Origin of the sequence: Streptomyces milbemycinicus, assembly GCF_002154605.1 — a bacterium.
Taxonomy (GTDB): domain Bacteria; phylum Actinomycetota; class Actinomycetes; order Streptomycetales; family Streptomycetaceae; genus Streptomyces; species Streptomyces milbemycinicus.
Map to the genome: position 1 here is coordinate 1 of NZ_MUNE01000037.1, position 14306 is coordinate 14306.

At 70.8% G+C, this 14306-nt stretch carries 14 protein-coding genes; 5 read left to right on the top strand and 9 right to left on the bottom strand.

Annotated elements, in window-relative coordinates; translation table 11 throughout:
• The coding region (locus tag CCN51_RS03155) for an aldehyde dehydrogenase family protein (RefSeq protein ID WP_211303202.1) at nt 1-1001 on the bottom strand (1001 nt) is incomplete at its 3' end.
• A gap of 178 nt (nt 1002-1179) precedes the next feature.
• Between CCN51_RS03155 and CCN51_RS03160 the strand changes: the two genes are divergently transcribed.
• Nucleotides 1180-3054, top strand: a complete 1875-nt coding sequence (locus CCN51_RS03160; protein WP_202948291.1) for a helix-turn-helix domain-containing protein — start codon at nt 1180-1182, stop codon at nt 3052-3054.
• Between the two features lie 42 nt (nt 3055-3096).
• On the opposite strand, the gene CCN51_RS03165 is transcribed toward CCN51_RS03160, so the two are convergent.
• Nucleotides 3097-4548 (bottom strand): helix-turn-helix domain-containing protein, encoded by a 1452-nt coding sequence (locus tag CCN51_RS03165; RefSeq protein ID WP_014174176.1) that lies wholly within the window; start codon nt 4546-4548, stop codon nt 3097-3099.
• 211 nt (nt 4549-4759) lie between these two features.
• Nucleotides 4760-5665 carry a DMT family transporter gene (locus CCN51_RS03170; RefSeq protein ID WP_014174175.1) on the bottom strand — a complete coding sequence of 302 codons (906 nt, stop codon included), beginning with the start codon at nt 5663-5665 and terminating at the stop codon, nt 4760-4762.
• A gap of 211 nt (nt 5666-5876) precedes the next feature.
• Between CCN51_RS03170 and CCN51_RS56920 the strand changes: the two genes are divergently transcribed.
• The 3 genes from CCN51_RS56920 to CCN51_RS03180 all read left to right on the top strand — a co-directional run bounded on the left by CCN51_RS56920 (nt 5877) and on the right by CCN51_RS03180 (nt 7969).
• Complete coding sequence (locus CCN51_RS56920; RefSeq protein ID WP_238545308.1) at nt 5877-6269, top strand: hypothetical protein; 393 nt, start codon at nt 5877-5879, stop codon at nt 6267-6269.
• Nucleotides 6230-6883 (top strand): amidohydrolase family protein, encoded by a 654-nt coding sequence (locus CCN51_RS56925; protein WP_238545307.1) that lies wholly within the window; start codon nt 6230-6232, stop codon nt 6881-6883. The genes CCN51_RS56920 and CCN51_RS56925 overlap by 40 nt, the downstream gene beginning before the upstream one ends.
• Before the next feature lie 459 nt (nt 6884-7342).
• Nucleotides 7343-7969 carry a Rossmann-fold NAD(P)-binding domain-containing protein gene (locus CCN51_RS03180; protein ID WP_238545306.1) on the top strand — a complete coding sequence of 209 codons (627 nt, stop codon included), beginning with the start codon at nt 7343-7345 and terminating at the stop codon, nt 7967-7969.
• Here CCN51_RS03180 and CCN51_RS03185 read toward each other — a convergent pair.
• The 6 genes from CCN51_RS03185 to CCN51_RS03210 all read right to left on the bottom strand — a co-directional run bounded on the left by CCN51_RS03185 (nt 7950) and on the right by CCN51_RS03210 (nt 14044).
• Nucleotides 7950-8411, bottom strand: coding sequence for a (2Fe-2S)-binding protein (locus CCN51_RS03185; protein ID WP_014174173.1), 462 nt, complete (start codon nt 8409-8411; stop codon nt 7950-7952). The genes CCN51_RS03180 and CCN51_RS03185 overlap by 20 nt on opposite strands.
• Complete coding sequence (locus CCN51_RS03190) at nt 8408-9310, bottom strand: FAD binding domain-containing protein (RefSeq protein ID WP_014174172.1); 903 nt, start codon at nt 9308-9310, stop codon at nt 8408-8410. Before CCN51_RS03190 ends, CCN51_RS03185 begins: the two co-directional genes overlap by 4 nt.
• Entirely contained in the window at nt 9307-11616 is a 2310-nt protein-coding gene (locus CCN51_RS03195) for a xanthine dehydrogenase family protein molybdopterin-binding subunit (protein WP_014174171.1), read from the bottom strand. The genes CCN51_RS03190 and CCN51_RS03195 overlap by 4 nt, the downstream gene beginning before the upstream one ends.
• A 141-nt stretch (nt 11617-11757) precedes the next feature.
• The gene (locus tag CCN51_RS03200; protein WP_014174170.1) at nt 11758-12402 is read right to left on the bottom strand and encodes a dihydrofolate reductase family protein; all 645 of its coding nucleotides are present in this window, start codon (nt 12400-12402) and stop codon (nt 11758-11760) included.
• Entirely contained in the window at nt 12359-12922 is a 564-nt protein-coding gene (locus CCN51_RS03205) for a GNAT family N-acetyltransferase (RefSeq protein WP_238545601.1), read from the bottom strand. The genes CCN51_RS03200 and CCN51_RS03205 overlap by 44 nt, the downstream gene beginning before the upstream one ends.
• A 123-nt stretch (nt 12923-13045) precedes the next feature.
• Nucleotides 13046-14044 (bottom strand): helix-turn-helix transcriptional regulator, encoded by a 999-nt coding sequence (locus tag CCN51_RS03210; protein ID WP_014174168.1) that lies wholly within the window; start codon nt 14042-14044, stop codon nt 13046-13048.
• 133 nt (nt 14045-14177) lie between these two features.
• On the opposite strand from CCN51_RS03210, the gene CCN51_RS56930 reads away from it, so the two are divergent.
• Nucleotides 14178-14306, top strand: a 129-nt coding sequence (locus CCN51_RS56930; protein ID WP_281262457.1) for a VOC family protein, incomplete at its 3' end; no start/stop codon positions are given.

A 14306-nucleotide genomic window follows, 5' to 3' on the forward strand; every position in this document is an offset into this window, starting at 1 on the left:
CCGCTGATCAGCGGCCCGAGCTGGGTCTCCGGGCGCACCGGGTCCCCGATCCGGATCGCCGACGCCCGGGCGCTGAGCGCCTCGACGAAAGCGTCGTAGATCCCGCGCTGGACGAGGAACCGCGAACCGGCCACACAGGACTGGCCGGCCGCCACGAACGCGGCGAACGCCGCTCCTTCGGCGGCGACGAGCGGGTCGATGTCGTCGAAGACGACGATCGGGGTCTTGCCGCCGAGCTCCGCGGTGACACGGGCGAAGCGGGCCGCGGTGGCGACCGCCGCGGCCCGCCCGGCCTCGGTGCCACCGGTGAGCGTGATCTTGGCGATGTCGGGGTGCCCGGTGAGCCGTTCCCCCACCTCGCGTCCGCCGGTCACGACACCGACCACGCCCTCCGGCAGCCCGGCCTCGCGCAGGATGTCGACCAGCGCCAGCGTGGTCAGCGGCGTCATCTCGGAGGGCTTGACCACCACGGTGTTCCCGGTGGCCAGCGCCGCGGACAGGCTGCGCGCGAGAATCAGCAGGGGGTGGTTGAACGGTGTGATGATGCCGCACACACCGAGCGGTGACCGTCGCTGATAGGTCAGATAGGGGCCGTCGCCGGGCAGCACGGCGTCCCTCTGGGTGGCCAGCAGCCCCGCGTTGTAGCGGAACCACTCCGGAACGCGCGACAGCTGCGCCCTGGTCTCGGTGATGGGACGGCCGTTGTTCTGTGTCTCCAGTTGGAACAGCGTCTCGGTGTGCGCCTCGATGGCGTCGGCGAACCGCAGCAGATGCCTGGCTCGCTCACTGCGTGGCATACGGGGCCACGGACCGGATTCGAAGGCCGCCTTCGCCGCCCGAACCGCCTCGTCCACCTCGGCTGCCGTGTTGTCCGCGACAGTGCGGATGACCTCGCCGGTGGCCGGGTTGACGATGGCCCGATCGCGGTGCGCGGCGTCGTCCGACGCCGCCGTCGTGCCGGTGGCGTCGGCGTCGGCGAGCAGGGTGGTGTTCTCGTTCATGGGCTGTCCTCACGAAGGGCACAGGGCCGCGGATGCGGGGAGGGGGGTGTCCGCGTCTCGGCGCGGCAGCGTGCGGTCGAGTATCCAGACAGGCCCCGGGCATCTCTATGTTTGTGCCGACACAATCCATCGAGATAGGTGTCTCTGCTGACATGCACCGCCGTGCCATGCTGAAGGTATGCCGACGATGTCACTGGAGGGCGCGGACCCCGCGGGGCCGTACGGAGCCGAGTCGCACGCAGAACTGCGCCGCTGGCTGGAGGCCGTACAGGCGCTGAGCGCCGCCGTGAGCGCCGGACGCGGTCTGCGCGAGGTCCTTGGCCTCGTCGCGGACACGGCGCGGTCCCTGCTGGGGTTCGACTTCTGCGGAGTCCTGATCCCTGACAGCTCCGGGCAGAACCTCGTCATCGAGGGATGGAGCGGGCTGTCGGCCGAGTACGTGGCACGCGTCAACACCGACCGTCCGGTACGCCTGCACGGGGACGATGTCCACCACGCGCCGTCGAGCCAGGCATTCCGGTCGGGTCTGCCGGTCGCGGTGCGGGACATCGACCGCGAGCCGCAGTTCACGCCATGGGGTGGGGTGGCGAAGGAGCAGGGCTACCGGTCGATGCTCTCGGTGCCGCTCGTCGCCGGCGGCGACGTGGTCGGCACGCTCAACAGCTACCACTCAGCCGTCCACGACTTCACCGACCACGAGGTGGAGCGGCTCACCCTGCTGGCCAACCACGCCGCGATCGCGCTCACCTCGGCACGGATGGTCGAGGAACTACAGCAGCTGAACGTCTCGCTGCGCCGCCAGCGCGACCTGCTGACGAAATCGGAGCGCATACATCAACGCCTCCTGGAGGTCGCTCTGCGGGCCGGTGGCCTGGACGGCATCGTCCAGGCGCTGGCGGACCTCGTGTCGCGGCCCGTGCTCGTCGAGGACGCCGGGGGCGCCGTGCTCGCGCGGACCGGCTCCCTCTCGGAGCTGCCGGGCAGCGACGTCCGGGCCGCGCTGCCGCTGGAAGAGGACCCGTCGGGGGCGCACACGCTCGGCACCGGCATCGTTCGCGAAGAAGGCGGATACGTCGCCGCCACGGTCAGGCTGGCGGGGGAGGTGGTCGCCCGGGTGTGGCTGCCGCGCGGCGCCGAGGGATTCTCACTCCTCGACGAACGGGCTCTTGAACACGCCTCGATCGTGATCTCGCTCGAGCTGTTCCGGCTGCGCACCGGCACCGAGGTCGAGCACCGACTGCGCGGCGAACTGCTCGCCGACATCCTCAGCGGCGCCGCCGTCGAATCGCCCCCGGTCGCGGAGCGCGCTCGTCGACTGGGCCACGACTTGTCCCACCCCCATATCGCCGTCGTCGGGCAGCTCGACGTGGCGACCGAATCCCGACGGTCCCTCACCTACCAGCGCGCATTGGCCCTGGTCTCCGAACTGGCCGCCGGGTACACGCCGAGACCGCTCGTCGCGATGCACCAGGGAGCCGTGGTCGCGCTGTGGCCCCTGGACAGTGTTCGTACGCTCTCGCGGGCCGCTCCGGTCGGTGAGAACCAGCGCATGGACGCCGTCGCCTCGTCGATACGGCGTGCGATGGTCTCCGTCCCGGACGCGGAGGGAGCCACCGTCGCGGTGTCCGGCGCCGAGCGGCGGACCTTTGTGCAGGCGTACCGGACCGCTCGCGGAGCGCTCAATGTGGCGCTGCGCACCGGGCGTTCGGACACCGTGGTGACACCGGACGACCTCGGCGTGGCGGGCCTGCTCCTGCAACTGGGCGACGCCGGGCAGCTGGTCGCCTTCGCCGACCGCACACTGGCGGCGGTGCGGCAGCACGATCTGCTGCGCGGCACGCACCTGCTGCAAACGCTCCGCGTCTATCTGGACAGCGAGCTCAGCAGAACGGAGGCCGCACACCGGCTCAGCGTCCATCCCAACACGGTGAGCCAGCGCCTGCGGCGGATCGAAACGGTGGCCGACCTCGACCTCTCCGCTCCGGCGACCCTCGTGGAGGTCAGCGCGGCGCTGCTGCTCCTGGACGTCGCCGAGGGCGGACACCCGGCCTGACCGGGGCAGGCGAAGCCGGTTGTGGCGACGATCAAAGAGAAGTCATCTCTCTGCGAGATGAGCTGTGCCGCCGACATCGGCTGCCGCGAGAGCGGCGGTGAGCTGCAGCAGCGAATCGGGCTGAGCCACATTGACGTCGAGCAGGTCTTCGATGCGCTTGAGCCGCAGGCTCACGGTGTTCGGGTGCACGAACAACGCTTCGGCGGTTCGGGTGGTGCTGAGTTCATGGGCCAGATAGGTGCGCAAGGTGTGCAGCAGCCGGGTGCCGCGTCTGCGGTCGTAGTCGAGGATCGGGGAGAGCGTACGATCAGCGAATCGCAGCAGCTCGGACGGGTCTTCCAGTTGCAGAAGAAGGCCATGCACTCCCAGATCGCCGAGTTCCACCGTTCGATCGCGGCCACTGCGTAGCTGAGTGAGCGTCAGCATGCCTCGCGAGGTGCGGAACGCGGCGGGGTAGCCGACCAGGTCGGTACACGGCCGGGAGACGGCCACCGTCACCGTGACCGGCGCCGTGCGCGCGACGGATCCGCGGATGGCGTCGGCGGCCGCCACCGTCTCGGGGGCGACCGTTCCCGGCGCGACGTCCGTGCGCGTCGGGGCGGAGCCGTGGGCGGATCCGTCGATGGCCGGTCCTTCCAGGGGCCACAGCACGACGACGTCATCGCCGTGGCGGGCGGCCAGGGGACGAGGGCTCTGCCCGGACGCCACCGTGTGGACGGCCGACAGCACCTGACGCGGAGCGTCGATCCGCCGGTTCTGGTCGGGTTCGGAGGCGCTGTCGGCCCGGACGACGAGCACGGCGTGCGGGCGGTGCAGGTCGTGGCCGAGCCGGCCGGCCCGGGCGACAATGGTGGCCAGGGCGGCGGGCGACTGGGCGAGCAGGTCGGTCAGCAACTCGCCGCGCAGCCGCCACTCCACCTCGACGGCCGTGCGCCCCCGGAGCATTTCGAGGGCGGCGACCACGGCCGAGTGCTCGATGGCCCGACGGCCGAGCGGCCCCAGCTCCGTAGACTCACCGGGGATCCACATCCGTGCGACGACATCCTTGTCGAGCACCACCGGGGACGTCACCCACGGCCTCCCGGCAGCGCCCGCGCGCACCTCGACGGTCCCGGCGGCCGGGTCGCGGGTGATCGACTGGCGCAGTGTCGCGATGTGCTCGATCCCGTCGAACCGGTCGCAGGGCACGGCGCCGCCGGGACCAGCGGCGGCCAGCGGGCTCCCGTACGGGTCCTCGAAGAGCACCGGCCGGCCGAGCAGTGCGGCCAGGGCCCGCGCGACCCCGTCGACACCCTCGCCGCGCAGGGCCACCTCGGTCAGCCGGCCGAACACGGCCGCGGCCATCGCATGTGGCCGGTAGGCCACCACCGCCATGGTGGTGAGATAGCCGCCGACGAACACGACGACGGCCGGCCAGACGAAACGGCGATGTCGCCGCTCCAGCTCGGTGAGCTGTGACTCAGCGGAATCGATCGGCTTCGGGGGGCTCGACATGACGCTCTCCTGACACGAGGTGGTGCAAAGACGCAGGAGCGGGCCGACGGCCTCGGGCTCCTGGGCACCTCAGGGTGAGCGACGTGTTGTCCGTACGCCATGTCGTGTCCCCCAGCGTGAGCAACGAAGACTGTGGCTTCTCACAGGGGATCTTGGGCCGGGTCGACGGACACTGGTATGCGTGACCACATTCGGTAGCCGCGTCGTTCCGTCACATGCGTGCGGTGGCGGGCTGCTCCTCCTGCCGCGGTGCCTTCTCATCCGGGTCGACACACTTGGCAAGGCACCGGGTGCGGGAGAGGGCGAAGATGCCGTAGGAGAGCAGGGCGACACCGAACAACGTGGGCAGGAGCCACAGCCCCAGCCGCGGTGACTCCGCGAAGAGAGTGACCCCGAGGCAGAAGCTGACCGTGGCGTCGCCGAGTGTGAGGGCCGGCTGGGACGCGATCAGTGGGCCTCCTTGCATGGCGTATCCCAGCAGGAGGATGGAGAGCGATCCGACGGCCGCGAAACCGTAGGTCTGCCAGGCGAGGAAGAATTTGGCCACTCCCTCTTCGCTGAGAATGCCCATGGCGGATTTGACCAACGCCGCGGTGAGCGCGTTGCCGATGGCGGCCGCGGTCGCCAGACAAGCCGCCCGCGCCAGACCGTGCGGGCGCCGCAGCCCGGCCAGAACGAGTACGGTCCCGGCCCCGCCGACTCCGGCGAGCGTCGGCACCCACCAGATTCCCGGCACCTGGGTGCGGCCCCCGGAGGGGAAGACGGAGAACAGAGTGATGGCCAGGCCCACAAAGATGCACACCACGCAGAACCACGCCTTGCGCGACACCCGCACCCGGAACACCGCGCTGCCGACCAGGAGAGCCAGCGGAAGCTCGAGGACGAAGACGGGCTGGACCGCCGCCAGCGTCCCCGCGTTCAAGGCCAGAGCCTGGAAGAGCGCGGCGAAGACGACCCCCAGAATGCCCCCGAGCCAGACCGGGCTGCGCAGCAGCTGCCGGATGAGACCGAGCCGCGCCGGGGAGCTGGGCACCTGCAACGCCGCACTTCGCTGCAGCACGGTTCCCACCGCGTTGCTGCCGGCAGCCAGCACGGCAAACATGACAGCCACAATCATCCGGCTCGGACCACTTCTTCCAGGTTCTGCGTTGCCCGCCGATGGGTCTTGGGTGTTTTCCACCATGCCCGTCCTCGGCAGGAGTTTCCAACGCTGGGTGCGGGACGCGCGTGTTTGTCGTGCTGTCCTGACCGCGCGCGGGACAGCCCTGGTGTGTACGTTGAGGCAGCGGAGGCGCAGCGCCGCTCCGGGGCCGGTCAAGGAGAACGACATGGCTGTACACGGTGATATCCGCGCTGGAGTCGTCGACGTTCACGCGCACTGGCTGCCGCGCGAACTGCTCGCCCTCCCGCCCGGGAATCCGCTCGGCGGCATGAACGACCGAGGTGGCGCACTGTTCCTCGGCGACATTCCCCTGTCGTTCCCGACCGCGGCGATGACCGACATCGACACGATCGTCGCCGACACGCACAAAGCGGGGCTCGGCGTGCGCGTGGTTTCGGCACCGCCCTTCGCCTTTCCCGTCCACGTGCCATCCGAGGCGGATGACTACTTGGCCGCCTACAACCAGCAGCTCGCCGACGCCGTGTCCAACCCGACGGAACGCTGGTCGGGCTCGGCCTGGTGCGGCTGGATGACGTGGCCGCGGCCCGGCGGGAGCTGACGCGGCTCGCCGGGGCGGAAGGCGTCGCCGGCATCGCCGTCCCGCCCGTGGCCTGTGGCCGGTCCTACGACAGGGGCGTCCTGCGGGAGGTGCTCGGCGTCGCCGCCGAGCTCGGCCTGTCCGTGCTGATGCACCCCATGCAACTGCCACGCCCGGAATGGGACCACCACTACCTGGTCAACCTGATCGGCAATCCGGTGGAGACCACGACCGCCGTGGCCTCGGTCCTCCTGGGTGGCGTCCTGGAGGACCTGCCCGACCTGCGGATCTGCTTCGTGCACGGCGGTGGCTGCGCACCGTCCCTGATCGGGAGGTGGGGCCATGGCTGGCGGTCCCGCGACGACGTTCACCGGGGCAGTACCCGGCCGCCCGCGGAGTCCTTCAGGCTGCTGTACTTCGACACGATCACCCACGATCCTGAGGTGCTGAAACTGCTGCGCGCCCACGCCTCCCCCGACCGGATCCTTTGCGGCAGCGACTACCCCTTCGACATGGCGCAGCCCGACCCGGTCGGCTTCCTGCTGGACAACGGAATGGACGCCGCGGCTCTCGAGGCGAACGGCCGCAGGTTCCTGGGGATGCGGACCGCGAATGTGCCGCGGGGAAGCGCATAGCCGCACACCAAGCCCGAGGCCGACGTCAGGAAGCATGAGGAAGGCAGTCGATGCAGTCGAGGAAGGCGTTCAAGGCCCTGATCGTCGGCGGGTCCGTCGGAGGCCTAGCAGCCGCACACGAGATGAGGGCCGTGGGCGCCGAAGTCGCTGTGTACGAGCGTTCTGCGGGAAAGATGGAGGCCCGCGGCGCCGGGGTCGTCATGCAGCCCGAGGCGGAGGCACTTCTGGTCCGCCTCGGCATGTCCGCACGATCGGTGAGACGTTCACGACCTTCGTACCGCCCGGGGAGACGCTGCCGGAGACCGTCGCACAGCTCGCCACCACGGCGGACACCTCGCTTCCGGAGCGGTTCGCCGAGCTCGTACGGCGCTCCGAGGTCTTTATGCAGCCGTGGAGCTGCGTGAGCGCCAGCAGCTCCATCGGGGTGGCAGAGCCACCCGGTACCAGGCGCCTCAGCTGATGACCGCGTGGGACACCCTCTACCGGGCGCTGCGCGAACCCCTTTCCGGGGTTTGCTACCGGCTGGACAGTGAGCTGAGGCGGGTACGAGTCGACGGTTCCGAGGTCACCGGCGAATTCGCGGATGGGTATACGGCTCAGGGCAACTTCCTGGTGGGCGCCGACGGGATCGGCTCGGCGACGCGTGGGCTGCTCGATCCGGGGCGCCGCCCCGCGTATGCCGGCTATGTGGCCTGGCGGGGCTTGGAGCCTGAGTCGTCGCTGCCCGCCGATCTGCTGGCGCTGCTGGTGGGCCGGTTCACGTTTTTCGGCTCGGCCCGTCTTCGACCTGTCGCCGCACCGGATGATCGCCGGCCGTATGGCGTTGATCGGCGATGCCGCTGGAACAGTCCGCCCCATACCGCCTCGGGGACCTCGAAGGCGTTCGCCGACGCGGCCGGGCTCGCGGCGGCCATGCGCGGATGGACACCCGGCCAGGACCTTCCAGCCGGGCGGCTTGCGGACTGGGAACGGGAACGGCTTTCCTACCTGGTCGCTCTGTCGCGTGCCGGGATCGATTTGGCCAACCGGTCAACACTGGGGACGGCGAACGGCTGCCGCTTCTTCGTCAGCGCGCGGCACGCATGATGGCCCTCCGGATGGGTTCGTAGCCGGTGCACCGGCAGATGTTGGATTCGACCAGGCCGTGTACGCGCTCCGGGTCGTCGCCGATCGTGGGGTCGGCCTCCAGGGCGCCTGCCGCCACCATGAGAAAACCCGGTGTGCAGAAGCCGCACTGCAGGGCGTGTTCGGCGGAGAAGGCCCGCTGGAGGGGATGGGGCTCGCCATCGGGTCCGGCCAGACCTTCCACGGTGCGTACCGAGCTGCCGTCGCACTGGACGGCCAGCATGAGGCAGGACCGCACGGCCTCGCCGTCCACCAGCACCGTGCAGGCCCCACAGACGCCGTGCTCGCAGCCGAGGTGGGTGCCGGTCAGCCGGCAGTCCTCGCGCAGTACGTCGGCCAGAATGCGCCGCGGCTCCACATCGAGCGGGTAAGCCCGGCCGTTGACCGTGAGTGTGATCTTCACTGGGGCACTCCTTCCGCCGCTTGGCGCAGGGTCCGGCCGACCAGCACCGCGATGGCATGTCGTCGGTACTCGAGGTCGGCGTACGGCTCGGCCAGGGGCGCGGCGTCCTGCTCCGCGGCGATACGGCCCGCGCGGAGGAACGGGTGGCCGTCGGGCAGCCGGTGGTCCGTACCGAGGGAGCCGACGTCGGCGCCGGTCAGCGCCTGCGCGGCGGCGTGCGCCCGCACCGGCCGGTCGGCGCAGTTGACCAGCCCGATCCGGGCCTCGTCGATCACCCTGCCGCGTACGGTCAGCGCGGCGGCCACGGCCACCTGGGCGAAGCAGAAGTGGGTCCGCCGGTGTTCGATGAAGCCGACGCCGGAGTCGGCACCGAGCAGCGGGAACCGTACGGAGGTGATGAGCTCGCCGGGCCGGCGCGCGGTCCGGAGCGGGCCGCGGAACCAGTCGGACGCCGGGACCTGGCGTGTGCCGTCGGGGCCCTGCAGCAGGATGTCGGCGTCGAGGGCGGTGGCGATGGCACACCACTCCGAGGCCGGGTGTGCCCAGGCCAGGCTGCCCACCATCGTGCCGCGGACGCGGATCGGTGGATGGGCGATATTGACGACGGCGCGCGAGAACAGGGTGCCCAGCGGCCCGGGCACGGCCTGCGGGGACTCGAAGGCGCCATGCCGGATCAGCGCCCCCACCTCGACCGTGCCGTCGTTCACACTGAGCCGGTCCAGTTCGGTGACCCGGTTGATGTCGACCACCAGGTCGGGCTGGATGCGCTGCAGATGCATCTCCAGAATCAGGCTCTGCCCGCCCGCCAGCACCTTGATGTCGCGCGCGGTGTCGGCGAGGGCGTCCAGTGTCTCCGGCACGGTCCGGGGCACCGCGTAGTCGAAACCGGCGGGCTTCATGCGGACTCCCGGAGCTTGGGGGCGCGGGCCGCCCGCCAGACCACGTCCGGGGTGAGCGGCATCTGCAGCAGATCGGCGTCGGCGAGCTGCAGCGCGTCGGCCACGGCGTTGACGATCGCCGCCGGAGTGCCGATGCACCCCGACTCTCCCGCCCCCTTGGCGCCCAGCGGTGTGCTGGGGCTGGGCGTGCAGGTGTCCTTGACCGTGATCGGGGGGATCTCGGTGGCCGTGGGGACCAGATAGTCCAGCAGTCCGTTGGCGAGCTGTGGGACCCCGTTCTCGTCGAAGGGGACGCCTTCGTAGAGGGCCTGCCCGATGCCCTGCACCGCCGACCCGAACGCCTGCCCCGCCACCACCCCGGGATTGAGGACGACGCCGCAGTCGTCCACGGCGACCACGCGCAACACCTGAACCGTGCCCAGCTCGGGATCGACCTCGACGACCGCGGCATGCGCGCCGAAGGGGAAACCCATGCCCGACTCGAACCGGTCGTCCACCCGCAGCGGCCCGGTGACCTTCACCAGCTCGGCCAGGCCCATGGCCGACCCGCCGGACGCGGGCGACACCGCCCCGTCGGACCACGCCACCTCCGCCACCGGCACCCCCCACAGCCTGGCGGCACAGCCGCGGGCCTCATCGATGAGCAGCCCACAGGCGTGCTGCAGGGCCGCCCCGGCCACCTGTGCCGAACGGCTGGCGAAGGAGCCGAGACCTTCGGGCAGCTCGTCCGTGTCGCCTTCGACCAGCCGCACCCTCGCCTCGTCGACGCCGAGGGTCTTGGCGACCAGCGCCGGGAAGGTCGTCTCGTGGCCCTGTCCGCTGGGGGCCGCGCCGCACCGGGCGATGACGGTGCCGTCCTCGTGTGCTTCGACGGCGGCGAATTCGTGCAGCCCACCGGGCTCGCCGCCGGACCGCTCGACGTAGCAGGACAGGCCGATGCCCAGCGGCAGCGCGCCCGAGTCGCCGCGCCGCCGGGCCTGCTCCGCCCGCCAGTCCGCATAGCCCAGCGTCTCCAGCGCCAGGTCGAGTGCGGCTGCGTAGTCGCCGCTGTCGTACTCCCGTCCGGTGGGCGTCCGGTACGGGAAGCTCTCGGGCGGGATGAAGTTGCGCCGCCGCAGCTCCACCGGGTCGATACGCAGCCGACGGGCCAGGGCGTCCATCGACCGCTCCAGCGCGATCGTCGCCTCCGGCCGGCCCGCGCCGCGATACGGATAGGTCACCATCGTGTTGGTGAGCACCGAACGCACGGTGGCATGCACACGGGGCGTGCGGTACGGCCCGGGCGCCATCCAGGCGGTCTGCATGGGCAGGCCCACCCCGAGGTGGGGGTAGGCGCCCACATCGGCGTCGATGGTGAGCTCGTACGCGAGCAGGTGTCCGTCGGCATCGGCGGCGAGCCTGACCCGCTGGTCCTGGCCCCGCCCCCGGGTGGCGGTCAGCATGGACTCCAGCCGGTCCTCGATCCAGCGCACCGGGCGCCGCAACGTCAACGCGAGGAAGACCACCGCCACGAACTCGGGGAACGCCGCGCTCTTGGAACCGAACGCGCCCCCCGTGTCCGGCACCACGACACGGATCCGATCGAGGGACCAGCCCAGCAGGGTGGCCAGTTCACGGCGCAGCCGATGGGGCATCTGGTGTCCGCACCACACCGTCAGCCGGTCCCCCTCGGGCACGGCGAGGATGGTCCGGCACTCCATCGGCGTTGGCATCAGCAACTGCTGGCGGTACCGGGCCTCCACCACCGCGGCCGCGCCCTGCCACACGGACTCCTCCATCGGCTCCCCGGCCACTCCCTGGAACGCCACATTGCTCAGGCCCTCGAACAGGCGCACCGAGTCCTCCGCGGCGGCGGCCGGCTTCACCACGGCGGGCAGGGCCTCGATCTCGAAGGTGACCTCGGCCGCCCCGTCCTCGGCGCGGTACCGGTCCTCTCCGACGACCACCGCGACGGCCTCACCGGGGTAGCGCACCCGGTCCTTGACCAGCACCGGCCACTCCCGTCCCACCACCGCCTCTTCCGTCGACAGCCTGGCGAGCAGGGTGTGCGGCACCGGGGGCAGATCCTGCAGGTCGGCCGCCGCCTGCCGACAGGCCGGCAACTCCGAAAGATCGGTAGCGGACCAGACCTCCGCCACGCCCGCCACCCGACGGGCGGCGGAACAGTCCACCGTGCGCAGCACACCGTGGGCCACGTCGCTCCGTACGAACACGGCGTCCAAGCACCCCGGCACCGCCATGTCGGCGACGTACCGGCCCCGGCCGGTGAGCAGCCGCTCGTCCTCACGCCTTGTCCAGCGCCCCATGGAGACCTCCGGAGACCGGCTCGTCGCTTCAGGCTAAGGCGGCGCCCGCCGTTCGTCGCGTCGACCTTGAACGGCGGTGTGCGACAGCGCCGGCTCGGCCCCGAGGCGTGCTGCCGGCGGAGAGCTGATCCCTCGGCCTGGTCACCTCCGCCAGAACAGGTGGTGCGTCACGCCGCTCGGGCTGGGCACGACCTCGAGGTGGAATCGGTCGAGCAGTTCATCGGGTGACTCCCAGAGCCGTATCCCGGATCCGAGCCGCACGGGCGAGACCACCACATGCAGGGTGTCGACCAGGTCGGCGTCAAGAAACTGCCGGATGGTCGTAACCCCGCCGCCGAGCCGGACGTCCTTGCCCTGCGCCGCCTCCCGTGCCTGCTCGAGGACGGTGGCCGGGGCGCCATCGACGAAGTGGAACGTGGTGTCGGACAGCGTGAACGAAGGACGCTTGTGGTGGGTCATGACGAACACCGGCGTGCGGAACGGGGGCTCCTCACCCCACCATCCGCGCCACTCGTGGTCGTGCCACGGCCCGCGCTGGGGCCCGAACTTGTTGCGGCCCATGATCTCGGCGCCGATGTTGCGTGCGTAGTCCCGTGTGAAGTAGTCGTCGAGGCCCCGGCTCCCACCGGGGTCGGTGCGCATGGGCCAGCTCGCCGTGGCACCGGCCCAGGCGAACAGCCTCCCGGGATCGATGTGGCCGAACGGATTCTCCAGGCTCTGGTCCTCACCGGCGCCGATCCCATCACTCGAGACATTGAAGTTCTGGACTCTCAGTAGCTGAGCCACGTGTTCCTCCTGTGGTGTCGATAACGGTGGTGAGACTCACCGGGCCGGGAAAACTCATCGCTGCGTCCGCGACCGGCCGAAAGGTGCGCACCATGAAGACGTCGACCGGGTCCTCGGCCTCCACGACGAAACCGTGGCGCTCATAGAGCCGACGGGCCGCACTGCCCTGCAAGACGTTCAAACCCACGCTCACACCCTGTGCGTCGGTCCGCTCCAGCACCGTGCGCAGAACAGCGGAGCCGAGCCCTCGGCCCTGCCAGTGCGGAGCAAGGTAGAAGTGCTCCAGCCACTGCATTCCTTCGGTGGTCCGGCTGCCTTCGGCGGGCCGGACCGTGACGCACCCCGCAAATTCACGGTCGACCATGATGATCGACGTGTGCTGCGTGGAGAACGAATCCCGCAGCCGCTGCCGTACCCGGTGCTCGTCGTACCGTCCGAGGCGTGCCAAATCCGCACGCATGACCGTGGCCCGCAACTCCGCGATGGCCTCGATGTCCGCTGCCGTCCCGGAACGCAGCATCCAGCCCGTGGTGTGCGTCGAAGTGGTCCGCGCAGGCGCCGCTATGCCCGAGCGCGCACCGTTCCCCATCATCCCTGCATCCATCACCGGAGTATTTCAGGCCACCCGCCCTGAACAGGCACATCATGACTCCTCCGGGTCCGGCATCGGTGAGCACGCCGCACCGGCCGACAACAGCCTCTCCGCCAGCGCGCGACAGCGCTTCCCGAGCTCCGGAGGGTCGAGTACTTCGAATTCGTGCCCCAGCAGGAGCACATGCATCAGCACGAAGTCGAGGCTGGCGGCGCCACTGAGCACTTCGCAGAGCCCGCTCCCGCGCGACCGTACGACGGCCGCCGACGCCGGAATCTGCGCGCGCACCGTGTCGGCCGAAGCATGCACGAGGAAGCGGGCCTGATGCGGGTAGACCCGACTCGCCACGCCCTCCTGTACATACGTCGCCGCGTCGGGCGCGGCACGTGGGCGGAAACGCCAGGTCCGTGCGGACACGGCGGTCATCCGGTCGACGCGGAAGCTGCGCCAGTCGTCGCGTTCGAGGTCGTACGCGAGGAGGTACCAGCGCCGGTCGGAGGCAACCAGGCGGTAGGGCTCGACCCGCCGCTGACGTACCTCGCCCCCGGACGGATAGCCGAAGTCGGCCTCGACCTCGTCGCGGCAGGCCCTGGCCAGCGTCATGAGCACCACGGGGTCGACCGGCGCCGTGCCTGTGCCGAAGGACTCCACCGAGCCGGAGAGCGCGCGCACCTCGTGCCGCAGCCGGGTGGGCAGCACCCGGTCGAGCTTGGTCAGCGCCCGGAGCGCGGCATCCCCGGCGCCGACGACCGCGCCACCCGCGCCGGCGAGCAGCGAGACCGCGGTGGCGATCGCCTCCTCGTCGTCGAGGAGCAACGGTGGCAGGTCCTGCCCCGGGCCGAGTTGGTAGCCGCCGCCGACACCCTGGGTGGCCTGCACCGGATAGCCGAGCGCGCGAAGCCGCTCGACGTCGCGCCGCACTGTGCGTGGTGTGACCCCGAGCCGTTCGGCGAGCTCGGGTCCTGTCCAGACCCGGCGCTGCTGCAAGAGCCCGAGCAGGGTGAGCACCCGCTCCGTCGTACCGCGTTCGTCTCGGCCTGCCACGTCCATGTGGCCCACCCTGCCAGATAGCGGACCGATTCCGTCCGCTAGGGGTGTCAGGGTGGCTCCATGGACGCAGACGCATTCGACTGCTGCGCGACCTCTACCCGCACACAAAAGCCGCTACGAACGGAGCAACCCGATGAGCCGCCACCTCCAGATCACCTTCGACGCCCACGACCCGCAGGCGCTGTCGGCCTTCTGGCGCGACGTACTGGGCTATGTCCACCCCGGCCCGCCCGGAGTCGACCTGCCCGAGGACGCCGACCCG

Excerpts from the sequence above, each read along its gene's own strand:
- CCN51_RS03160 (WP_202948291.1), top strand. The coding sequence starts at position 1,180 with ATGCCGACGATGTCACTGGAGGGCGCGGACCCCGCGGGGCCGTACGGA.
- CCN51_RS03165 (WP_014174176.1), bottom strand. The coding sequence starts at position 4,548 with ATGTCGAGCCCCCCGAAGCCGATCGATTCCGCTGAGTCACAGCTCACC.
- CCN51_RS03170 (WP_014174175.1), bottom strand. The coding sequence starts at position 5,665 with ATGATTGTGGCTGTCATGTTTGCCGTGCTGGCTGCCGGCAGCAACGCG.
- CCN51_RS56920 (WP_238545308.1), top strand. The coding sequence starts at position 5,877 with ATGGCTGTACACGGTGATATCCGCGCTGGAGTCGTCGACGTTCACGCG.
- CCN51_RS03180 (WP_238545306.1), top strand. The coding sequence starts at position 7,343 with ATGACCGCGTGGGACACCCTCTACCGGGCGCTGCGCGAACCCCTTTCC.
- CCN51_RS03190 (WP_014174172.1), bottom strand. The coding sequence starts at position 9,310 with ATGAAGCCCGCCGGTTTCGACTACGCGGTGCCCCGGACCGTGCCGGAG.
- CCN51_RS03195 (WP_014174171.1), bottom strand. The coding sequence starts at position 11,616 with ATGGGGCGCTGGACAAGGCGTGAGGACGAGCGGCTGCTCACCGGCCGG.
- CCN51_RS03205 (WP_238545601.1), bottom strand. The coding sequence starts at position 12,922 with ATGCTGCGTTCCGGGACGGCAGCGGACATCGAGGCCATCGCGGAGTTG.
- CCN51_RS03210 (WP_014174168.1), bottom strand. The coding sequence starts at position 14,044 with ATGGACGTGGCAGGCCGAGACGAACGCGGTACGACGGAGCGGGTGCTC.